At 53.2% G+C, this 23,233-nt stretch carries 18 protein-coding genes; 9 read left to right on the forward strand and 9 right to left on the reverse strand.

Going from position 1 to position 23,233, the window contains the following annotated elements; all coding sequences use genetic code 11:
* The first annotated feature begins 107 nt into the window (after nt 1-107).
* From mptB to CBE74_RS18845, 4 genes are all read left to right on the forward strand, one after another.
* Nucleotides 108-1,946, forward strand: coding sequence for a polyprenol phosphomannose-dependent alpha 1,6 mannosyltransferase MptB (gene mptB / locus CBE74_RS18830; protein WP_087454013.1), 1,839 nt, complete (start codon nt 108-110; stop codon nt 1,944-1,946).
* Nucleotides 1,947-1,964: 18 nt separating this feature from the next.
* Complete coding sequence (locus CBE74_RS18835) at nt 1,965-2,921, forward strand: ABC transporter ATP-binding protein (RefSeq protein WP_087454014.1); 957 nt, start codon at nt 1,965-1,967, stop codon at nt 2,919-2,921.
* Nucleotide 2,922: 1 nt separating this feature from the next.
* Nucleotides 2,923-3,723 carry an ABC transporter permease gene (locus CBE74_RS18840; protein ID WP_087454015.1) on the forward strand — a complete coding sequence of 267 codons (801 nt, stop codon included), beginning with the start codon at nt 2,923-2,925 and terminating at the stop codon, nt 3,721-3,723.
* A gap of 96 nt (nt 3,724-3,819) precedes the next feature.
* Nucleotides 3,820-4,818, forward strand: a complete 999-nt coding sequence (locus tag CBE74_RS18845) for a COX15/CtaA family protein (protein ID WP_087454016.1) — start codon at nt 3,820-3,822, stop codon at nt 4,816-4,818.
* A 147-nt stretch (nt 4,819-4,965) separates the two neighbouring features.
* On the opposite strand, the gene CBE74_RS18850 is transcribed toward CBE74_RS18845, so the two are convergent.
* Nucleotides 4,966-5,898, reverse strand: coding sequence for a heme o synthase (locus tag CBE74_RS18850; RefSeq protein ID WP_087454017.1), 933 nt, complete (start codon nt 5,896-5,898; stop codon nt 4,966-4,968).
* Nucleotides 5,899-6,261: 363 nt separating this feature from the next.
* On the opposite strand from CBE74_RS18850, the gene tkt reads away from it, so the two are divergent.
* From tkt to pgl, 5 genes are all read left to right on the forward strand, one after another.
* Nucleotides 6,262-8,355: a transketolase gene (gene tkt, locus CBE74_RS18855; protein ID WP_087454018.1), complete on the forward strand. Its 2,094-nt coding sequence runs from the start codon at nt 6,262-6,264 to the stop codon at nt 8,353-8,355.
* Between the two features lie 117 nt (nt 8,356-8,472).
* Complete coding sequence (tal, locus tag CBE74_RS18860; protein ID WP_087454019.1) at nt 8,473-9,555, forward strand: transaldolase; 1,083 nt, start codon at nt 8,473-8,475, stop codon at nt 9,553-9,555.
* 204 nt (nt 9,556-9,759) lie between these two features.
* Nucleotides 9,760-11,325, forward strand: coding sequence for a glucose-6-phosphate dehydrogenase (gene zwf, locus CBE74_RS18865; protein WP_225870104.1), 1,566 nt, complete (start codon nt 9,760-9,762; stop codon nt 11,323-11,325).
* Between the two features lie 65 nt (nt 11,326-11,390).
* Nucleotides 11,391-12,350 carry a glucose-6-phosphate dehydrogenase assembly protein OpcA gene (locus CBE74_RS18870; protein ID WP_087454020.1) on the forward strand — a complete coding sequence of 320 codons (960 nt, stop codon included), beginning with the start codon at nt 11,391-11,393 and terminating at the stop codon, nt 12,348-12,350.
* A 20-nt stretch (nt 12,351-12,370) separates the two neighbouring features.
* Nucleotides 12,371-13,081 carry a 6-phosphogluconolactonase gene (pgl, locus tag CBE74_RS18875; RefSeq protein WP_087454021.1) on the forward strand — a complete coding sequence of 237 codons (711 nt, stop codon included), beginning with the start codon at nt 12,371-12,373 and terminating at the stop codon, nt 13,079-13,081.
* 67 nt (nt 13,082-13,148) lie between these two features.
* On the opposite strand, the gene secG is transcribed toward pgl, so the two are convergent.
* The 8 genes from secG to rapZ all read right to left on the reverse strand — a co-directional run bounded on the left by secG (nt 13,149) and on the right by rapZ (nt 23,118).
* Nucleotides 13,149-13,385 (reverse strand): preprotein translocase subunit SecG, encoded by a 237-nt coding sequence (gene secG / locus CBE74_RS18880; protein WP_013241961.1) that lies wholly within the window; start codon nt 13,383-13,385, stop codon nt 13,149-13,151.
* A 108-nt stretch (nt 13,386-13,493) separates the two neighbouring features.
* The gene (ppc, locus tag CBE74_RS18885; RefSeq protein ID WP_087454022.1) at nt 13,494-16,313 is read right to left on the reverse strand and encodes a phosphoenolpyruvate carboxylase; all 2,820 of its coding nucleotides are present in this window, start codon (nt 16,311-16,313) and stop codon (nt 13,494-13,496) included.
* A 116-nt stretch (nt 16,314-16,429) separates the two neighbouring features.
* The gene (gene tpiA / locus CBE74_RS18890) at nt 16,430-17,209 is read right to left on the reverse strand and encodes a triose-phosphate isomerase (RefSeq protein ID WP_087454023.1); all 780 of its coding nucleotides are present in this window, start codon (nt 17,207-17,209) and stop codon (nt 16,430-16,432) included.
* Between the two features lie 119 nt (nt 17,210-17,328).
* Nucleotides 17,329-18,543 (reverse strand): phosphoglycerate kinase, encoded by a 1,215-nt coding sequence (locus CBE74_RS18895; protein ID WP_087454024.1) that lies wholly within the window; start codon nt 18,541-18,543, stop codon nt 17,329-17,331.
* Between the two features lie 171 nt (nt 18,544-18,714).
* The gene (gap, locus tag CBE74_RS18900) at nt 18,715-19,719 is read right to left on the reverse strand and encodes a type I glyceraldehyde-3-phosphate dehydrogenase (RefSeq protein WP_087454025.1); all 1,005 of its coding nucleotides are present in this window, start codon (nt 19,717-19,719) and stop codon (nt 18,715-18,717) included.
* A gap of 384 nt (nt 19,720-20,103) precedes the next feature.
* Nucleotides 20,104-21,093: a DNA-binding protein WhiA gene (gene whiA, locus CBE74_RS18905; protein ID WP_087454026.1), complete on the reverse strand. Its 990-nt coding sequence runs from the start codon at nt 21,091-21,093 to the stop codon at nt 20,104-20,106.
* Between the two features lie 121 nt (nt 21,094-21,214).
* Nucleotides 21,215-22,243 carry a gluconeogenesis factor YvcK family protein gene (locus CBE74_RS18910; protein WP_087454027.1) on the reverse strand — a complete coding sequence of 343 codons (1,029 nt, stop codon included), beginning with the start codon at nt 22,241-22,243 and terminating at the stop codon, nt 21,215-21,217.
* 11 nt (nt 22,244-22,254) lie between these two features.
* Nucleotides 22,255-23,118: an RNase adapter RapZ gene (rapZ, locus tag CBE74_RS18915; protein WP_216605323.1), complete on the reverse strand. Its 864-nt coding sequence runs from the start codon at nt 23,116-23,118 to the stop codon at nt 22,255-22,257.
* Between the last annotated feature and the right edge of the window lie 115 nt (nt 23,119-23,233).

The raw sequence follows: 23,233 nt of genomic DNA on the forward strand, positions 1-23,233 counted from the left end.
AAGGCAAACCCTGCCACAGCGCTTCATGCCATATCGTTGAGTAGATTCCTCGAACTCGCCCTTGATCGTCGACCCCTCACCGAGGGTCTACCGCTAGTATTTACGCTGTGAAGTTCAATCCCCATAAGCTTTGGCAGTCCCTGCGCGATGAGTTGCCGTCTTTAGGCTTACCCGGTTCGCGTTCTGCCGAACTTCACGTATCTACGCACGATGCATCGCCATATAGTGCAGATGTAAAAGATGGGTCACAAGTCCCCACTTTGGGTGAGCATCATCCTTATCAAGGCGGCTCCCCGCTTATCAATGCGGTTACCGGTGCCGACCTTCTGGACCCCGCAGCACCACCAAAGCACAAGCCAGAAAGTGCTCCCGCAGCTTTTCCGCGAGAACGCGCTGCTTCGGATTTAACTTTTGCAGAGTTACGTCGCTTCGCAATGTTCAGGTGGATGGGAACATTAGGGGCCCTCTTACTCGGTTTCGGAGCGCTCGGAGCTGGCGCACTTCCAGTGGTCAACAACCCGTATACCAGCTTTATCGGCGGGTCAATCATGGCCCGGATGCTCCAAAGCTCAATGATCGTGTGCTTCATCGGAGTGGCACTTCTAGTCATCTCTTGGCTGCTCATAGCTCCGTTTACAGGCGCCCTCCCCTCAAGATCACGCAAGTCGGGCAAAAACGATGGGCTTCGGATAGTGAGCATGTCTTTGCTCTGGCGAACCTTTGCAGCATGGAGCCTTCCGATACTGCTGAGCGCCCCTATGTTCACCCAAGACATTTATTCTTATTTGGCCAATGGCTCGATAGTCCGGATGGGCCTTGATCCCTATTCCGCAGGACCGATAGACCTTTTAGGCACCGATCATCCCTTGGCGCGCAGCGTCCCCTTTATCTGGGCTCACTCTCCTTCCCCCTATGGCCCTGTGGCCCTAGGCTTAGCATCCCTCATCAGCCACATCACCGGAGACAGCATCGCCTGGGGAGTATTTCTGCACCGAACTCTTTCTATCGCCGGCATCGCCCTTGCCGGTTGGGCTATCTCTCGACTAGCAATCCGCTGCAAATTGGCACCCCAAGCGGCTTTATGGCTGGGAATACTGAACCCTTTGACTATCTTGCATCTGGTCGGCGGCATTCATAATGAAGCCATCCTCTTAGGGCTTCTTCTTGCCGGTTTTGAGCTTGGACTGCGCGGCTGCAACTACCTACGGATGGGAATATTCGGACATGCAGCGCTCTATCTTGGAGCTTCCGGTTTGCTGATTTCATGCGCCGGCATGGTGAAGGTAACCGGTTTTATTGGTCTTGGTTTCACAGGCATGGCTATCGCACGCTCTTTCCGGTTCCGTGAACGCAGCCATACTTTTTCCCTGTTATGCGCCGTGGGCATTCAAATTGCCGCATTAGTGGTTTCTATAGCGGCTGTGACTCTTATTTCAGGCATAGGGCTTGGCTGGATCCACGCACAGGGCGGCGCGGTAGTAATTCGTAGTTGGATGTCTTTGTCTACCGCCGTCGGCGTTGCTGCTGGCTGGTTTGGCATGCTGCTTGGGCTTGGTGATCAAACGGAAGCCATGCTGCAGATAACTCGCGGCTGCGGAGTTTTACTAGCGGGCATCTTCATGCTCAGAATGCTGCTTGCAACATATTGGGGTCGCATACCCGCGATCGGCGGTCTTGGGGTTGCAACTTTTGTTTTGGTTGTCTTCTTTCCTGTGGTTCACCCTTGGTACATGCTATGGGCGATTCTTCCGCTATCAGCATGGGCAAACAGAGCTTTCTTCCGCATGGGAGTCACGTTATATTCAGCACTGCTTTCCTTCTTTGTCCTGCCCCGAGGGCTTTCCCTGCCCCCTTCTACCGTACTTTCGATTTACTTTGCGTCAGCCCTTGGTTTGACCGTTCTTTTATTCCTCCTATGGTGGTCGTTTAAACGCGCTCGGCGTTGATGTTTTACACTTTCTAGTGTGACTACGTTCAACTCGACTTCTTCCGAGCCAACTGCGTCTTCTTCTCCTGTTCTTGAGTTAACTCAAGTGGTCAAGCGTTTTGGCACGAAGGAAGCCGTTGCAGGTTTAAGCCTTCGGGCTTACCCAGGCCAGGTGCTAGCTTTCCTAGGCCCCAATGGTGCGGGTAAAACAACCACCATTGAGATGTGCGAGGGGTTTCAAAAACCAACTTCAGGTAGCATCTGCGTGCTTGGCATCGATCCAGCACAACACCCCGATGCGGTGCGTCAGAAAGTCGGAATAATGCTGCAAGGAGGGGGCTCCTATTCGGGTATCCGCGTGCAGGAGATGCTTAACCTCACTGCGTCCTACAGCAAAGACCCGCTCGACACAGACTGGCTGCTTCATGTACTAGGCCTGGACTCACACCGCACTACAACGTATCGACGCCTCTCTGGCGGGCAAAAGCAGCGGTTATCCCTAGCACTTGCCTTAGTCGGCAGGCCACAGCTCGTTTTTCTGGACGAACCAACCGCAGGCATGGATGCCCAATCCCGCCTTGTCGTATGGAAACTCATCCGCTCCCTAAAAACGGACGGTGTCACAGTCATCCTCACCACGCACCTCATGGATGAGGCCCAAGCCCTGGCGGATCGAGTCGCGATTATAAATCAAGGGCAACTGGTCGCAGAAGGAACCACAGAGGAACTCCGCGCAAACGAGAAGAGCGGAACCTCCGCAGTCTTTTCCACTTCGACTCCGCTTCCTCTGAGCAGCAACTCCCTCAAAGACCTTGCGGTACAGGAAATTAAGCCGCTTCATTACGGCATCACTGGCGAACTATCCCCCGATACCCTCGCTAGGATCTCTGCAGCCGCAGCAAAAGAAAGCGTTCTTATCACGTCTTGGGAAACCAGGACGAAAAGCCTTGAGGACATATTTTTAGACTTAACCGGCCGTGAGCTGAGGAGTTAACGTGACACCACATCCCCATCAAGAAAGCACACTTTCGGCTGATTTTTTCCCTCCTGGAACATTCACTCCCAATCCACAACGGGCCAGCATTGCACGCATGGTATGGTCGCAGGGTTTTGTTGAGGCCAAATTATTCCTAAGGCACGGAGAACAACAGCTTCTCAGCTTTATTATTCCCCTCGGAATGCTCCTGGCACTGGCCTATCTACCGCTTCTCGACGATCCCAACCCCCTGACCAAGGGCTTTCCCATGATGCTTGCGCTCGCCTCCATGAGCTCAGGTTTTACCGGTCAAGCCATCTCCCTGGCATTTGATCGTCGTTACGGCGCTCTCCAGCGAACTGGTGCAAGCGGCGTTCCTGCATGGACGATCGTTTCAGGCAAAGTCCTGGGTGTTCTCTCGGTCAGTTTTATTCAGATAATGGTTCTCGGGGCAGTAGCACTTGCTTTAGGGTGGACGACCACGGCAGCGGGTGCGGCCACAGGCCTCCTGGTCTTTTTTATAGGAGTAGCAGCCTTTACCTCCCTCGGTTTGCTGATGGGTGGCACCCTGTCTTCCGAGCTGGTTCTGGGCCTGGCTAACTTAATTTGGGTTGTGCTCGTCGGAGTGGCCTCTTATATCTTGTTTCGAGGCTCTGCGGAACCAACGATGTGGCTAAAGCTAATCCCGTCTGTAGCCTTGTCTGACGGCCTCTATTCGGGTTTTCGTGGTTCCTTCCCCACCGCCGATGTGATCATTTTGCTGGGTTGGTTATCGCTCGGTTCTGTGATGGCCAACCGCTGGTTTAAATTTGCTGGCTAATTATTTCTCCATAAAACTACTGAGGTGGCGCATCACACGCTGAAGTTATCCCGATAAAATCGCCTAATCTCTGCGTACTCGGTAGACTTTGACGCCGTGACTACCGTTGACAAACCAGCCAATGCGGGATGGTTCCGTACTCTCGCCCCAAAGATTTCTACGCAGCGTGCGCTAGCTATGGCGCTCCTTGTAGCTCAAGGATCGATCACAGTAACAGGTTCGATTGTCCGAGTTACCGGCTCAGGATTAGGTTGCAATACGTGGCCTAATTGCCACCCCGGCTCGCTTGTCCCGGTTAAAGGCGCTGCCCCGTGGTTGCATCAGGCAATCGAATTCGGCAACAGGCTTCTGACATTTGTTCTTGTTGCCATTGCCGTTTCCCTTTTTGTCTCGATAGTTTCTGCGCAGCGACGAAAAGAGATCATTAACCATGGTTTAGCTCAGGGCATCGGAATTATCGTGCAGGCCGTCATTGGCGGCATCTCCGTCCACCTGGATCTTAAATGGTGGGCAGTTGCGATCCACTTCCTGCCGTCGGTCCTTCTGGTATGGCTCGCGGCTATTTTGTATGTCCGCATCTCCGAGCCTGACGACGGCACCCCTGAGCGCACTTACTCAAGTTCGCTTCGTGGGCTTGCGGCCTTGGGCGCAGCGCTGCTGACCCTTGTTCTTGTAACAGGAACGATGACCACAGGCGCAGGCGTGCATTCTGGCGATAGCAATGTGGGCATGGAAGGCCGACTTAACGTGGATATCGACTGGATTGCACACGTCCACGCCTGGACTATGTATGTTTACCTAGCAGCTACGGTGTTACTCGCTGCGGGACTTGTTCTTCAGCTAGCACCACAGCGTTCTCAAAAGCTCAGCTGGATGCTCATTCTGATGATTCTTATCCAAGCTGCCATAGGGGTAATCCAATACCGACTCGGTGTGCCTCGTTGGTCGGTTCCGGTTCACATTGGCATGTGCTCTGTAGTAGTTGCTTATAGCTCTTTGCTTTGGGCATCGGGTATCCAACGCGTCAACGGTGGAGACTACGTCACAGGTTCGCCGACCGGAGACCAGAAACGGACTCTGCTTAATAAGATGTAGCAAGCCTTCTGTGCATAAGAAAGGCGGGGTGTTGCAAAACCACTGTAGTGGTCTGCAACACCCCGCCTTGTGTATGAGCTTTCAACATCAGGTAGTCTCACCGCGTTATCGCATTATTTCCGCGGTAGAGGATGCAAGAGGTCTTTCTTAGAAGAAGGTTGTTACCCAACCCAGCATCTGTCCAACAGTTTCTAGTCCTAAAACCGCATCGAGTGACAAGCCTACAAAGAGTATCGACAGATAGTTGTTGGAAAGAATAAACAGCTTGAGCGGTTTGACCTCGCCGCCGGCTTTAATGCCTTGGTGCAATCGGATCGCCATAATGAGGAACCAGATTCCGGAGATCACAGCTATGCTCCCGTAAATCCAACCTGCTGCAGGAATGATGAGGAACGTTGTGATCACAGTGGCCCACGTGTACCACACGATTTGGCGCGTCACTTCTACAGGTTCTCTGACCACGGGAAGCATCGGGACTCCGGCTCGCGCATAGTCATCCTTGTATTTCATGGCCAGTGCCCATGTATGCGGAGGTGTCCAGAAGAAGATAATCAAGAACAAGACAATCGCTTGCCACCATTGCGCTGGGGTTCCCACCGGCGCATTATCTGTAATCACGGCCCAACCGACAACAACGGGCATACATCCAGCCGCCCCGCCCCACACAATATTCAGGTGGGTTTTACGCTTGAGATGCTTGGTGTAGACAAAAATGTAAAAGAAGATTGTCAACATGACAAACAAACCTGCAAGCAAAGAATCGCACAGCAACCAGAGCCACAGGAAGCTCGTCACCGTGAGAATCCACGCAAAGATGCTGGCATGTCGATTACTCACAGTGTGTTTAACCAACGGCCGTGCACGTGTGCGACCCATTTTCTGATCGATGTCCGAGTCGGCGACCATATTAAAGGTGTTAGCCGCCGCGGCTCCCATCCAACCGCCTAAAAGAGTAAGCAGAATCAGCCCAATGTTGCTGTGTCCACGGTCCGCTTGGAGCATGGCTGGAATGGTTGCAACCAATAGGAGCTCAATGACCCTTGGCTTTGTCAGCGCGATATAGGCCTTGATCTTCTCCAAGGGAGTCCTCCAACAGAAATATGCGTAAAACAGGATGTGCCCATCACCGGCTGGTTCTCATACAGCAAGCGTGTAGCCCCACAAGTCTAACGTCCATTCGTTTTTTCCCCACATCGACACCCCATAGGTGGAGATGGTGGCCCCGTAGCTATGTGAATTGTGGGGGTTGGAGGGGACGTCGAAAAGCTATCCTCTGATGACATCTATTTCGCTGCTTCTGCCAAATAACTCACACTCATTGCCCTCCTGGATAATTATCGCTATTAAGGTAGGAAGAGGTAACAAAAGTTAAGGGCGCTTTGGCCCCTTGCACTTGCTTATGCTTCAGCAACAAAGACCTACGCGATTTTAAGGACGGACTACGTGACTTTGTCTCCAGAGCTCAAGGCTTTGACAACCCCCCACTACCCTGACGGCTGGTCTGAGGTAGATACTTTGGCAGTCGATACCGCACGTGTGCTCGCGGCAGACGCCGTCCAAAAGTGTGGATCGGGCCATCCCGGAACCGCTATGAGCTTGGCTCCTCTGGCCTACACCCTCTACCAGCGCATCATGCACCATGATCCCGCTGATACCGAATGGACTGGCCGAGATCGCTTTGTTTTGTCCTGCGGACACAGCTCGCTTACTCAGTACATTCAGCTATACTTAGGTGGTTTTGGCCTAGAGCTAGATGATCTGAAAGCCCTACGCACGTGGGGTGCACTTACTCCTGGACACCCGGAATACCGCCATACAAAGGGCGTAGAAATTACCACGGGTCCGCTAGGACAGGGCTTGGCGTCTGCTGTTGGCATGGCCATGGCTTCTCGACGCGAGCGTGGGCTTTTTGATCCGCAAGCAGAGGCCAGAACCTCGCCTTTCGATCATTATGTATACGTTATTGCTTCTGACGGCGACCTGCAGGAAGGCGTGACTGCAGAAGCCAGCTCACTAGCCGGAACTCAGCAACTGGGCAACCTCATTGTTTTCTGGGATGACAACCACATCTCCATTGAGGAAGACACGGAAATCGCTTTCAACGAAAACGTTGTGGAACGCTACCGTGCATACAACTGGCAGGTCATTGAAATCGAGGGCGGCGAGGATATCGCGTCCATCGAAAAAGCTGTAGCGGAAGCCAAAGCCGACACCACGCGCCCCACGTTCATCCGGCTTCGCACTGTGATCGGTTATCCTGCTCCGACAAAGATGAACAGTGGAGCTGTTCACGGTGCGGCTTTAGGAGAGGAAGAAGTTGCCGCAACAAAGGAAGTTTTGGGCTTCGACCCTGAGAAATCTTTCGACGTAGCCGAGAGCGTCATAGAGCACACGCGTAAACTTTCTGCTCGCAGCGCAGATATTCGCGCAGCTTGGCAGGAGAAATTCGACGCGTGGGCCGCTGCGAACCCAGAAAACAAGGCCTTGTTTGACCGTCTTTCTCGTCGGGAACTCCCTGAGGGTTTCGACGCCGAACTGCCCACTTGGGAACCAGACAACAAGGGCGTAGCCACCCGTAAGGCTTCCGAGGCTACGCTTCAGGCTCTAGGCAAGACCATGCCCGAACTATGGGGTGGCTCCGCGGATCTCGCAGGCTCCAATAACACGGTGATCAAAGGCGAGCCATCTTTCGGCCCTACTTCTATCACTACTGATACGTGGTCGACCGATCCTTATGGCCGTAACCTGCACTTCGGAATTCGGGAACACGCCATGGGTGCGATCGTCAACGGAATCTCGCTCCATGGGCCCACACGCCCCTATGCCGGAACCTTCTTAATCTTCTCCGATTACATGCGTCCGGCAGTTCGCCTCGCGGCTCTCATGGGCACTGACGCTTACTACGTATGGACCCACGATTCCATCGGTTTGGGAGAAGACGGACCTACGCATCAGCCTATCGAGCAGATGGCTGCGCTCCGAGCAATTCCTGGCGTATCCATGCTGCGTCCCGCCGATGCTAATGAGACAGCAGCGGCATGGCGCGCGGCTCTGATGTATAAGGAAGGCCCCAAAGGCCTCGCACTAACCCGCCAAAATGTTCCGGTTTTGGAAGGCACCAAGCAGAAGGCACGCGAGGGAGTACAGCGAGGCGCTTATGTCCTCGTGGAGGCATCCAAGGCTACTCCTGACGTCATCGTGATGGCCAGCGGCTCTGAGGTTCAGCTAGCAGTTGAAGCTGCTCAACGCCTAGAAGCAGAAGGAATTGCCACTCGTGTAGTCTCCGTTCCTTGCCTTGACTGGTTCGAGGAACAAGACCGCGACTATCAAGAATCCATTTTGCCGTCTGAGGTTACTGCTCGTGTCTCTGTCGAGGCTGGTCTCGCATTGCCCTGGTACAGGCACCTCGGCACTCGCGGACGCGCAGTTTCTCTTGAGCACTTCGGCGCATCCGCACCTTATGAAAAGCTCTTTGAGGAATTTGGTATCACCACTGATGCCGTCGTCGCAGCAGCACACGATTCTCTGAACGCCTAAAGTTAAAGTCATCACAACCTAACTAGATCCCATGTAAGCCGCATACAACCTCATAGATGTATGCGGCTTACGCACTCGTTTCAGCTCCCCACTTTCACAAAGAAACTGGTACCCCACATGAATGCAATCGACGTACTTGCACAAGCAGGAACTTCTACCTGGCTAGATGATCTCTCACGTGAACGTATTACCTCTGGAAATCTCTCCGAACTCATCACCACTAAGTCCATCGTTGGAGTAACAACCAATCCAGCGATCTTCGCTGCGGCGATGAGTAAAGGCACCGCTTATGACGCACAGATTGCGGATCTCAAGGCTCGCGCTGTTGGCGTCGACGAGGCTGTCTACGCGATGAGCATCCAAGATGTACAGCAAGCATGCGATATTTTTGCTGATATCTACGAGTCTTCCCACGGCGCTGACGGAAGGGTAAGCATCGAAGTAGACCCCCGTATCTCCGAAGATCGCGAAGCCACCCTCGCTCAAGCACGTGAGCTGTGGAAGCAGGTAGGCCGCCCCAACGTCATGATCAAAATTCCAGCAACTGCCGGTTCCCTACCCGCGATAGCCGGCGCACTCGCAGAAGGCATCAGCGTTAACGTCACCCTTATTTTCTCCGTGGCCCGCTACCGCGAGGTTATCGCCGCATACGTTGAAGGCATCAACCGCGCAGCAGACAATGGCCTGGACGTGTCCACCATCCACTCTGTGGCCTCTTTCTTTGTGTCGCGGTTGGACTCGGAAGTAGACAAACGACTAGAAGCCATCGGAACGGATGAGGCTCTAGCTTTGCGCGGCAAAGCTGGCGTAGCCAACGCACGTCGTGCCTACGCAGTTTTCAAAGAGCTTTTTTCCGCTGCGCAGCTCCCTGACAATGCGAATATTCAGCGTCCACTCTGGGCATCCACTGGTGTTAAGAACCCCGACTACTCCCCTACGCTGTATGTCACAGAACTCGCGGGGCCGGATACCGTCAACACTATGCCAGAAGCAACCATCGACGCGGTACTAGAGGCCAACGATGGTGCAGGTGACACGTTGACTGATACCGCTGCGGAAGCTGAAGAGACGTTCTCTGCTATTTCTCAAGCCGGCGTCGATTTCGAGGATGTTTTTGCAGTTCTTGAGCAAGAAGGCGTCGACAAGTTCGTGGCAGCGTGGGATGAATTGCTCGATTCTATGAAAGCTCGCTTGAGCTAAGCGCCATCATTATTAAAAGCGTGGGATACGGGTTGTCCAAGGACACAGAGGAATAATTTTCCGTATCCCACGTTATAAATTCCACACCACTAAAGCTTTGTTGTGGCTGCCTACGCCACGGACTATAGGGCAATGATTACTTTGTAGGTAGAATCTAGGGACGTGATTGAACCTGTGACTTCAGAAGACACTACTGGCTTCGGTATATCCGAACACCAAGACCAAACCGAGGCCCCTATATCGGTGAATCCTTGGGTTAACCCGCTTCGTGATTCTGAGGACAAACGTCTTCCACGGATTGCCGGACCAAGCGGCATGGTTATTTTCGGAGTAACCGGAGACTTGGCGCGGAAAAAACTCCTTCCCGCGATTTATGATCTTGCCAACCGTGGCCTGCTACCTGCAGGTTTTGCACTAGTGGGCTATGGTCGCCGAGAGTGGTCCAAACAAGATTTTGAGGACTACGTACACGAGGCAGTCAAGGCCGGTGCGCGTACGGAGTTTCGTGAAAACGTCTGGTCCAGGTTGGCCGAGGGAATCCATTTTGCTCGCGGAAACTTTGACGACGATCAATCCTTTGATGATCTTGCCGCACTCTTGAGCCGTTTGGATAAGGAACAAGGAACCGCAGGAAACTGGGCATACTATCTCTCTGTACCACCAGATTATTTCTCCGATGTCTGTCACCAGCTGCAGCGCTCCGGCATGGCTCAAGCTGAGGGTAATTCATGGCGCCGAGTGATCGTAGAGAAACCATTCGGCCACGATCAAGAGTCCGCACGTAAGCTCAACACCCTGATTAACTCAGTTTTCCCGGAAAAATCGGTCTTTCGTATCGATCACTATCTAGGAAAAGAGACCGTCCAGAATATTCTGGCGCTCCGCTTTGCAAACCAACTCTTTGACCCATTGTGGAACTCTCATTATGTAGACCATGTGCAGATTACGATGGCAGAAGATATCGGATTGGGTGGCCGTGCTGGCTATTACGACGGCATCGGAGCAGCTCGCGATGTTATTCAGAATCACCTGATCCAGCTTCTCGCCCTCGTGGCGATGGAAGAACCCATTGATTTCACGCCACAGCAGCTGCAGGCAGAAAAAATCAAGGTGTTACGAGCAACCCGTCCTGTCGGTCCTTTTGCCAAGACAACCGCTCGCGGCCAATATGCCAGCGGATGGCAGGGCTCGGAGCTAGTCAAGGGACTGCGCGAAGAAGACGATTTTGATCCACAATCGACCACAGAGACTTACGCAGCGTGCACTTTGGAAATCAATTCTCGCCGCTGGGCTGGGGTTCCGTTCTATCTGCGCACAGGTAAGCGCTTAGGCCGACGCGTCACTGAGATCGCTTTGGTCTTCAAAGATGCTCCCCACCAGCCTTTCAGCGAGGGCACGCGCCACTCCCAAGGACAAAACGTTGTGGTCATTCGCGTTCAACCTGATGAAGGCATGCTGATGCGATTTGGTTCTAAAGTTCCAGGCTCGACGATGGAAGTACGCGACGTGAATATGGATTTCTCCTATTCAGAAGCGTTTACCGAGGAGTCTCCCGAGGCCTACGAGCGTCTGATATTAGATGCGCTCCTTGATGAGGCCAGCCTTTTCCCCACAAATGAAGAGGTTGAGCTCAGCTGGAATATCTTGGACCCCATCCTTAATTTTTGGGCAGAGCGCGGACAGCCAGAGGAATATGCGGCAGGAACGTGGGGCCCGGCTTCAGCAGACCGCATGCTAGAGCGGGTAGATCGCGCATGGCGTCGACCTTAACCAGTGTCAGTTGTATTCCGTTTTCCCCCTGTGTACGCATTTCCTTTTAGAAAAGAGACGCTGAAGTGATCTTTGAACTTCCCGATACCGATACGCGCGAGATCTCCAAGGCTCTCGTCCGCCTCCGCGATAAAGGTGGGCAAGTCACAACTAGCAGAGTACTGACCCTTATTGTGGTGGCCAAAGAGTCGGATGACATTACGGCAATCACAAATGCCACCCACGATTCCTCCCGAGAGCACCCTTCTCGTGTCATCGTATTAATCACCGGCTCAGTAGAAGGCGACTCGCAGGTCGACGCAGAGGTCCGCATTGGCGGCGATGCTGGAGCCTCGGAGATAATCTTGATCCGACTTCGTGGGCGTGTGGCCAAACACCTTGTGCACGTGGTTACTCCCCTGTTGCTTCCGGATACTCCAATCGTCGCATGGTGGCCTACCTCAGCCCCGATAAACCCCAGCGAGGATCCGATCGGAAAGATTGCGCAACGCCGGATCACCGATGCTCATTATGACCCGCCGGTTGACGCCCTCTACAACCGACGCAACCACTATGCTCCAGGAGACTCGGATGTGTCCTGGGCCCGTTTGACCCCGTGGCGCGGAGTCCTGGCATCAACGCTGGAACAGCCGCCTCATGAGCCGATCCAGAGTGTCCGACTGTATGGAGAATCTGATTGTCCTAGCGTCGATCTCGCCGCAGGTTGGCTTTCTGAGCGCCTTGGTGTCTCGGTTCAGCGGTTCAATACAGAGGGAGAATCTGTTCCCTTTGATGCTGATGGCTTCTCAGAGATTCCGATTCGTAGGATCGAACTTGAACGCCCATCTGGCACTGTGATCGTGGAGGCTCTTGAAGACGAGCAAACGCTGTCCGTCACAGTCCCAGGACGTGAGGCAGCCCTTGTTGCTATCAATCGTCGCAGCCAAGCAGATTGCCTGGCAGAAGAGCTAAGGCACCTCGACCCCGACGCAGCATACGCACGAGCGCTTCGTGGTCTCAGCAGAATCAGCTACCCTACCATCTAACCTCAAAAAAAGGGGACCTCATGGTTACTGTTTGCCCAGTATCTGATCTTGACGCAATCGCCGAAACAGCCGCTGAAAAGATCATTGACTTATGTCAATCTGCTGCCGAAACTGGCGGCGTAACCGGCGACGGCACGGTACGCATAGTCCTTACTGGCGGCGGCGCAGGTATCCGGACGCTAGAAAAGCTTGTCGACGCCCCCATCACCTGGTCACGAGTTCATGTCTTTTTTGGGGATGAGCGCAATGTTCCGGTCACGGACCCTGAGTCCAACGAGGGCCAAGCGCGGCAAGCGCTACTAGATCGTATAGATATTCCCGAAGACAACATCCATGGGTATCGTTTAGGAGAACTTTCACTCTCCGATGCCGCAGAAGAATACGCACAGGTACTCCACAGCTATGCCCCTCAGGGGTTTGATCTCCACCTGCTCGGGATGGGAGGCGAAGGTCATATCAACTCGATATTTCCTTACGCTGAGGCTGCTGCTGAAGAAACTCGCTTGGTCATTCCGGTAACGGACTCTCCTAAGCCTCCAGCGGAAAGGGCAACCCTTACGTTTCCAGCGATCGCCCGCGCTCAGCGTGTGTGGTTACTTGTTGCGGGGGCTGAAAAGGCAGAGGCCGCCCATCATGTAGCCGTTGGATCGAATCCTCTTGATTGGCCGGCTGCAGGCGCACGTGGTGCCCAAGAAACCCTGCTCATTGTCGCTCAGGATGCGGCTCCTTAAGCCTCCTTGAGCAGACAAAAAGCGTCGGTAATCACTTACCGACGCTTTTCTTCGTGCTATCTCACTATTAGCGAGCGTAAGCCTGAATCAGGTTTAGTCCTACGATGCAGGCAATCCAGATGATGCCCATGAAAATAGTGACCCGGTCAAGGTTCTTTTCCACCACAGTGGAACCAGATAGGTTGGACTGAACGCCACCGCCGAAGAGGCTCGAAAGTCCGCCGCCCTTGCCCTTATGTAGCAGCACGAACACGGTCATCAGCACGCAAGAGATGACCAAAATGATCTGAAGTGCAAGTGCCATGGATTTCCTTAATTGTTAACAAAAGTACTTTTATCAGAACTAGAGTTCCTTTTCTCGAGGCAACTATACACCACCTAAGTTCAGGAACTCACTTTCAATCGCTAAGAGCTAACCAGAATTTCTCAGCGCGGTAGCCAAGCCGTTCATGGCCAAACGAATACCATGCACCACCTTTGGGTCAGTATCGCCCTCGCGATACCTACGCAGCATTTCAAGTTGCAGTGTATTAAGTGGCAACAGATACGGATAGCGCGAGCGAACTGATCGTGCAAGCATCGGGTTGTCGTCGAGAAGCCCGGAGAAACCGGTGATCTTGAGGAACATCGTCTTAGTGAGATCGAATTCTGCAGAGATGTCAGCAAATATCCTGTTTGCAGCTTCCTGATCCGCTACTAATCCCGAATAGAGCTTGGCGAGTTGCATCTCAGCTTTGCTCATCACCTGCGCCATATTGGATAACACAGAAGAGAAGAACGGCCAGGAAGCATTAAGTTCCTGCAAGATAGCAAGGCGCTCATCTACTGAGAGTTCCGCTGTGCGCACGCAGCCTTTTTCTACCCACTCATGCAAAGCACTGCCTACTCCGTACCAGCCAGGAAGCATGACACGGGACTGTGACCAGCTAAGCACCCATGGGATTGCACGTAAATCGTCGATGCTTTTGGTCTGTTTTCGCGATGAAGGACGCGAGCCGATGTTGAGGTCGCCTATCTCTTCCAAAGGAGTCGAGGATGTGAAGTACTCAATAAATCCAGGGTCTTCATGAGCAAGCCTCGAATACTTTTGCTGGCTCAAGCGCGAGATTTCGCCCATAATCTCATACGCCCCGGGATATTGCTCTTCTACCTGATCGATTGTGAGCAGCGATGCTTCCAGCGTGGCTGAGGCCAAGGCTTCCAGGTTACGACGAGCTGCGCCCACCGAACCATATTTTGCCGAAATGATCTCGCCTTGCTCCGTAACGCGCACGCTGCCCTGCACCGCACCGTGCGGCTGAGCAAGGATTGCGTCATAAGAGGGCCCACCACCGCGGCCCACAGTTCCACCGCGGCCGTGGAAAAGCCTCAACGCTACGCCGTGCTGTTTACACATACTTACTAGGTCAGTTTCTGCAGCATATAGCGCCCAGTTTGCGGCGAGGTAGCCACCATCCTTATTGGAATCGGAATAGCCGAGCATGACCTCCTGGAGGTTGTCCCGTTGCTCCAAATAACTGCGATACAACGGTATCTGCCAGAGATCTTGAAGAATCTTTGCACCATTTTGCAAATCATCGATTGTTTCAAAAAGAGGTATGACATCAATGTGTCCGGTGAGTTGCCCTTCCTGAATGCGGATTAATCCGAATTCTTTCAGTAGGACCATCGGCTCGAGAATATCGCTCGCAGATTCCGCCATCGAAATAATGGAATGCGGGAGCATCATTGTGCCAAAGGCATCCACTGCACGCTTTGCCTCAGCAATAATGTCGAGCTCCCGCTGGGTTACCTCGCTATATGGCCCGCCATCGCGCGGTATGAGGGGTCGTGGTGATGATAGCTCAGCGGTCAAAACGCGGATCTTTTCGCTCTCATCCAATTCGCGATAGTGCTTGGTTACGTGGGCTCGTTCAAAGAGCTCGGTAAGCACGTCCTCATAGCTTTCAGAATTTTGGCGTAAATCCATCGAGTAGAGATGGAAACCAAAACTTGATACGGCTGTTCTGATACGCAGTAAGCGATCATCTGCGATGAGTTCATCGTGCGTTCTCCGCAGGGAAGCATCAATGACATTCAAATCTGCCGCAAGCTCATCTGGGTCAGAATAAGCAGCATGGCGGGTATACCACGAGCCTTCTACCGCTTCTGTGCCAATCCGAGAGGCTAGCGTCGCAAGTACCCTGCCACGCACACCGTGGACAGCGCGACGATAAGGCTCATCAACCCGCGATGGCACGTCGTTATGCCCTAAATCAGCAAGCTCGCGCAGAGCCGGGCTCACATCAGTCAACCTATCCGACAGTGATAACTCATGTTCAAGCTGATGCAGTTCGCGTACATAAAACTTTAATACGGTCTCGGCAGCGCGCGTCGTTGCATAGTGCAGAGTTTCCGCAGTGACATACGGGTTACCGTCATGATCGCCGCCGATCCAGCTTCCCGGTTTAATTAATAGGGAGCGCAGAGCGTCGTCGGAGCTAACGCCATATTCTCGCTGAATATGATCCGCCACTTGCTTATTGATCTCAGGAATCGCAGTAAGCAAGGAGAGCTTATAGTATCGCAGCCCAACCTCTACCTCGTCCTCGATCCTAGGGCGGGCAACTCTGATAAGCGCGGTCTGCCAGATGAGAGTCAGCCACCGGCGAATCCGACGAGTATTCTCTTCCAGCCGTGCAGCTGTCAGCGCATTTGGATCTGTGCTAAGGATCGCATGACGTTCTTTGAGCAAAGCCGTCATATGTTCTTGCGCATCAAAAATCGTACGTCTACGGGTTTCCGTAGGGTGAGCAGTAAGAACCGGAGCAACTTGAAAGTTCTTCAGCAAACCGGATACTTCTTCGCTTGTTACTCCAGCCTGAGCAAGCTTTTTCCAAGTCGCGCCCAAAGTGGAATCTGGATCCTGTTCACCAGCTTCTTGTCGCCGGAGTCTACCCAGTTCATCGTGCAGGTCCTCCACCATGTTTGCTAGCAGCGCAAAATGGCTAAACGCCCTAATGATCGGAATAGCGTCTGCTGCTGAAATGTCTTTGAGCAATGACACTAAGTCTTCAACTTGTGCGTCTTTGCGCGAGATTTTAAAAGCCAGCTGTCGCGCTGCCTCAACTCGATCAAAGGCGGCTGTCCCCTCTTGTTCCTTGATCACCTCCCCCAAAAGAGCGCCTAGAAAGCGTATATCCTCAACAAGCTGTTCGGATAGTGGACCTGCAGATGTAGCTTTTACAGGCATGAAGCTCAAGCTCCTCACGTTATACAGTGCAAAAGCACCGCCACTACATGATGACGGTGCTTTCTTTCATAAGGTGGGCCGCTAAAGGCTCACTACTTATTTTTCAAGGCCGCTTTTTAAAGACCGGTCGCTGCGTTGGCAGCAAGTTTGGCAAATGCCTCGCCATCAAGGGAAGCACCGCCGACAAGGCCGCCATCTACGTCGGGCTGTCCGACTATCTCTGCGACCGTTTCCTCTTTTACAGAACCGCCGTAAAGGATACGAATTCCTGCGGCGATTTCCTCATTGGCAAGTTCTTGAACCAAACCACGGATTGCTTTACACACCTCTTGAGCATCAGCGGCAGAAGCGACCTTGCCAGTACCGATTGCCCACACTGGCTCATACGCGATAACGGTCTTAGCAAGCTCCTCTTCAGTCAGGCCTGCAAGCGATTCACGGGTTTGTTCCACAACAAAATCTACGTGAGTGCCGGCTTCCCGGATCTCCAGAGGCTCACCGACACAAACGATCGGGCTTATGCCTTTGCCCAGCGCTGCCTTAGCCTTCGCAGCAACAAGCTTCGATGACTCGCCATGGTATTCACGACGTTCCGAGTGACCAACCACAACCCATGTGCAACCGAGCTTGGCAAGCATATCGGCAGAGATCTCGCCGGTATAAGCACCGGATTCGTGCTCTGATACGTCTTGAGCACCATAGGTGATCCGAAGCTTATCGCCATCAACCACAGTCTGGACAGAACGCAGATCTGTAAAAGGCACGGTGACTGCGACGTCGACTTTCTCGTAATACTCCTTAGGAAGCGCGAATGCTAGCTTCTGAACTGTTGCCACAGCTTTCATGTGGTCTAAATTCATCTTCCAGTTACCAGCGATGAGCGGCGTACGTTCCATTGGAAAGGTTCCCTTTCTATTACAAAATCAGTGTTGACCCGCTAGAAAACTAGTGGTGCAGGCTACGGGCTTTTAGTTGAGCTGCACTGCACCACATCAAGCGTTAAAAAGACGTAGAACTAGCTTTCCAAGACTGCAACGCCAGGTAATTCTTTGCCTTCCAGGAATTCTAGAGACGCTCCACCACCAGTAGAGATATGGCTAAAGCCGTCCTCATCAAGTCCCAGTAGGCGCACTGCAGCAGCAGAGTCGCCGCCGCCTACAACGGAGAATGCGCCGTGAGCGGTCGCCTCAATGATGGATTCCGCAACGCCTTGAGTTCCTGCGGCGAATGCAGGGAACTCAAAGACACCCGTCGGGCCATTCCAGAAGATGGTCTTAGCAGTAGACAGCACCTCTGCATAGCGCTTTACAGTCTCAGGTCCTACGTCAAGTGACTGCCAGCCCTCTGGGATTCCGTCGAGAGCCACCACAGTTTTCTCTGCATCTGCTGCAAACGTGTCTGCTGCGATGAGGTCCACTGGAAGAACGAGCTTCTCTCCGTGTTCTTCCAACAAACGCTGGCAGTTCTCGATCTGGTCTTCCTGCAAAAGCGACTTCTGCACGTTGATACCCTGCGCAGCGAGGAACGTGTAGCACATTCCGCCACCGATGATGAGCTTGTCTGCCTTAGCAGCAAGGGCTTCAATAACACCAAGCTTGTCGGAGACCTTGGCGCCACCAAGTACCACAACGTAAGGACGTCCTGGGGACTCCACTGCTTTCTGCAGCACAGTGATTTCTTTCTCCACCAACGTGCCTGCGTAATGAGGAAGACGCTTGGCAACATCGTAGACTGATGCCTGTGCTCGGTGAACCACGCCGAATCCATCCGAGACAAATGCGCCGTTTTCTGCTGCTAGTGCAACAAGCCGATCTGCGAACTCTCCGCGCTCGGCCTCGTCTTTGGAGGTTTCCCGAGGATCAAAACGAACGTTTTCCAACAGGAGCACGTCGCCGTCGTTAAGGCCATTAGCACGCTCATGAGCGTCTTCACCAACAACGTCAGCAGCCAGAGCTACATATTGTCCCAAAGCTTCTGATAGGGCTTCTGCTACTGGAGCGAGGGAGAACTTCTCATTCACTTCACCTTTAGGACGTCCGAGGTGCGCCATCAAGATCACGCGAGCGCCGCCATCGACCAGCGTCTTAATGGTAGGCAGTGATGCGGTGATACGCCCGGCATCTGTGATCTCGCGTGCGTCGTTAAGCGGAACGTTGAAATCCGAGCGTACGAGAACGTGCCGTCCTTCCACGCCTTCAGCCATCAGGTCTTTCAAGGTCTTTACAGTCATTGATTCTTCCGTTTCGTCGTTTGTGCTGCAGTGCTGCATTTGGATAAAGCAGCCCTCGTATAGGCACGCTACCAAAGCATAATGCTCCCAAAATAGCCCGGGGTGCACCACGGGGAGGCACACCCCGGGCTACAGGGTTAGACGAGCCATAGTTGGCTCTATATCGAAAGCTTAGAGACACTCGCCGACATACTCGGTCAGGGTAACGAGCTGGTTAGAGTAACCCCACTCGTTGTCGTACCACGAAACAACCTTGACCTGGTTGCCAATAACCTTGGTCAGGCCAGAGTCGAAGATCGATGCGTGAGGATCGGTCACGATGTCGGTGGAGACGATTGGGTCCTCGGTGTAAGCAAGAACACCCTTGAGCTCACCCTCAGCAGCTTCCTTGATCGCAGCGTTGACTGCCTCAACGGAAACTTCCTTGGAAGCGTAGAAGGTCAAGTCGGTTGCGGACCCGGTGATCACAGGAACTCGAAGTGCGTAACCATCGAGCTTGCCCTTCAGCTGAGGAAGAACCAGTGCAACAGCCTTTGCAGCGCCCGTGGACGTCGGAACAATGTTCTGTGCAGCAGCACGCGCACGACGCAGATCACGGTGTGGAGCATCGTGGAGACGCTGATCGCCGGTGTAAGCGTGAACGGTGGTCATCAGGCCGTTCTCGATACCGAACTTCTCATCCAAGACCTTGGCCATAGGTGCCAAGCAGTTGGTGGTGCAAGAAGCGTTAGAAATGATGTGGTGATTGGCCGGGTCGTAGTCAGTGTGGTTAACACCGACAACGAAGGTGGCGTCTTCGTTCTTTGCAGGAGCGGAAATGATAACTTTCTTTGCTCCAGCCTCGATGTGTGCCTGAGCGGCGTGAGCATCGGTGAAGAAACCTGTGGACTCAATAACGATGTCTACGCCCCACTCGCCCCACTTCAGATCCTTAGGATCGCGCTCTGCAGTGACGATGATGCGGTGGCCATCAACCGTGATGGACTCATCGTCGTAGGTAACATCCTTGCCCAAGCGACCCAAGATAGAGTCGTATTTAAGAAGGTGGGAAAGCGTGTGGTTGTCCGTAAGGTCATTGATAGCTACGACCTCAACGTCAGCACCACGCTCGGTCAGAGCACGGTAGAAGTTATGTCCGATGCGGCCAAAGCCGTTGATTCCTACGCGAATCGTCACTGTTTTATCTCCTCACAATAGAGTGATCGTGTTTGGAAGAAGAGCTGTGTGTTCTTTTCCGAATGTGTCCGAAAATTTCCACTTTGATGCCCGTTACAACCTCAATTTCATAGTGTACCGACACAATCGGAAACTCGCAGATGTTTTCACTCACCTCGATCGCTATTTTTAGCAACCCTGCCCCACCTTTACAGGGGGCAACACAGGGCGAAATGTTGTTTCTGTTGCGATCTTGCCCGTTTGTATCCATACAGAGCTGGGAGAATACCCCCTAACCGGAGGGGTATAGTCCACAAACATTTACCGCAGTTTGTTGAGACAGAAAAGGGAAAAACTTCCCATTGTGATTAGTATCATAATGGGAAGTTTTAGTGTCTAGATGCGCTAAACCTCATCAAGGAGATCGTCTGTAACTGCCACCGAAGTGTCCGGCATACCAAGTTCTTCCGCGCGTTTATCGGCCATAGAGAGCAGTCGGCGTATGCGTCCAGCGACCGCATCCTTGGTCATCTGAGGGTCAGCCAGCCGACCAAGCTCCTCTAGAGAAGCTTGGCGATGCTGCACTCTAAGTTGCCCGGCCTGTGCAAGGTGATCAGGAACATCATCTCCAAGAATCGCCATGGCACGTTCTACACGAGCGGCAGCAGCAACAGCAGCCCGCGCGGAACGTCGGAGATTTGCATCGTCAAAATTTGCCAGCCGATTTCCTACGGGGCGAGACTCCCTGCGTTGCCGCTTTTGATCCCATAGCAGTCTCGTAGCATGCGCTCCCATGCGCGATAACAAAGCCCCCACGGCGTCTCCGTCGCGAATCACCACTTTTTCCACGCCACGGGTCTCTTTGGTTTTTGCCGATAAACCGAGACGACGCGCACATCCCACCAATGCCAAAGAGGCCTCCTGACAGGGGCAGGCCACTTCCAAACCGGACGTTCTACCGGGATCGGATAGGCTTCCAGCCGCTAGGAAGGCTCCTCGCCATGCGGCTTCTGAGTCCGCAATAGATCCGGCAATGATATGTGGAGGAAGGCCTCGAACCTGATGCCCACTTCGCGTAACCAACCCCACTCTACGAATGAGGTTATCGGCATTGTCTGCTACTCGAACAACCTGCCGCGGCGCCTTCCTGCTGCTATTCAGAGGACCCAAATCAAGCACCTGCGATTCCACACCAAATAGGTCTTTAATCTCAGCAGCAATTCTTTGGGCCGGCGCCTCCTCGCCTAACTCAATATCCACGACAACTCGCCCAGCCACAGCGTCGATAGCCCCTGCAAAGCGGATCACGGCTGCCAGCTCAGCGATACGAGCTGATTGCCGAGGCACCGATACTTTGATGAGTTCTTCTTTAGCCTGGTCTGAAAGGTTGGGCACGGATTCTCCATCCTTTTTAGTGAGTCAAATCTTGTCCGCAAAGCAGTTAAAAAGCAGTTAAGGAAACAAAATGCTAGCTTAGCCTGTTTCTATCGAGCAGTAGAGCACAGGTGCACTAAGCCTACGACGGCCTACCCATCACTCTTTCTCTGCTTACTTCCAAGCGCAATGCACGTGCCAATTTTTCTGGATCATGCCGGTGGATAACCCGTCCGCGTTCATCGATCTCACTGAGATCATGAAAAGCAACGCGTGCACCGAGTGCTTGGGCAGCGCGTTCCAAGTGCTTGCGATCTGCACTATTAGGAAGCATCTGAGAGTCCACCACCACAACATCCGCTCGCAAACTTTGCGCATGTTGAGCAAGGATATGCAGATGGCGCTCAGCACTAAACCCTGCGGTCTCCCCTGGCTCTGCGGTGAGATTGAGGACTATCACTCGCACGGCCTGCGTTTCCTCTAGCGCTTCAGGAACACCGTCAGTAAGAAGATGCGGTATTACGCTAGAGAACCATGATCCGGGCCCTAGAGTGACCACATCTGCCTGCTTAATTGCTACTATCGCTTCTTCTGTGGCACGTGGGCGCTCGGGAATGAGGCGCACACGACGAACCGCCCCCGGGGTAGATGCCACAGCTACCTGTCCCCGGACCTCACGCATTATGCGAGGGTCCTCGTCGAGCCCGGAAACCTCTGCCGCGATATCAAGGGCTTCCGCGCACACCGGTAGGACGCGCCCCTCAGCACGAATAAGCTTTGCGACGACATCTAATGCCTTGATCTCACATCCCAGCGTGGCAAAAAGCCCCGCGATCAGTAAGTTTCCCACCGCATGCCCAGCTAAGGCACCGTGTCCGCCAAACCGGTGTTGGAGTGTTTGTTCCCACACATGCCCTTCTTCGTCGAAAGGAGCCAGAGCGGCAAGCGCCATTCTTAGATCGCCCGGAGGAACTTGACCTAGTTCTCGACGAATGCGGCCAGAGGAACCTCCGTCGTCTGCAACGGTCACGATTGCATCGATGGCAGAGGGCTCAAGCAGCCTCACAGCCCTTAATGTCTGAAACAACCCGTGTCCGCCACCAAGGCTTGCTACTTTGAGCCCCTTGCCATCTGTTGCGGAGAGAGAGTCAGATACTTTCTGAGATGCCATACTCGCCTCGCCTATCCTCGCTGAATGTCTCGATGTGACACGCTCACGTCTAGCTCCGGTACTTCCCGTAGCCTACGACCAATTTCTTCCGCGATGGCAACCGAACGATGGTGTCCGCCTGTGCAGCCGATGGAAACAGTAATAAAGTTCTTTCCCTCGTGCTTAAAACCTGGCTGCATGTCCAAAAGCATGGTGATGAAGTTGTCCAAGAATTTTTTTGCGCCCTCATCAGCAAGGACGTAGTCGGATACCGGCTTATCCACACCACGGAATGGGCGGAGTTCGGGAATCCAGAAGGGATTCGGGAGGAAGCGGACGTCGACAAGCACATCCGTGTCGCGCGGCGATCCATGTTTGAATCCAAAAGATTGCACCGTGACGTGTTGAATCTTTGTAGCAATGCCTGCAAAATTCAGCTCAATGGAACGCCGCAGGTCATGCACAGATAAATCCGAAGTATCAATGACTAAATCAGCAGATTCTTTAATCTCATTCATGATTTCGCGCTCGCGCTCAATGCCAATGGACAGCGTGCCACTTCCTTGCAGAGGATGCGTACGACGCAAATTGTCAAAGCGCTTAATGAGCACGTCGTCACGCGCATCCATGAAAAGCACAAGCGGGTTTAAGCCGAGCTCGGAGAGATCCGTAATCACTTGTTCAAGGCTGCCGCTGAACTCACGCGAACGAACATCTGAAACAAAAGCGACTTTGTCTACTGGCGAATGCGGGTCAGCACATAGCTGTACAAACTCAACGACCAGCTGTGACGGAACATTCTGGGCAACATACCAGCCCATGTCCTCTAGCACGCGGGCAGCGGAGCTCAGTCCCGCGCCGGAAAGCCCCGTAATAACAACGGGAGGAATCTTCATCTGTGGTTCTTTATCAGTTTTAACATTTACATTCACAAAGGCCAGTGTAGCGAGATACCTTCTACGTTGTCCCAGTTTGATCAGCAGCCGAAAGAATTGCGCCGATTCTGGTTGA

Source organism: Corynebacterium silvaticum (assembly GCF_002162115.2).
In the GTDB taxonomy this organism is placed as follows: Bacteria; Actinomycetota; Actinomycetes; order Mycobacteriales; family Mycobacteriaceae; genus Corynebacterium; species Corynebacterium silvaticum.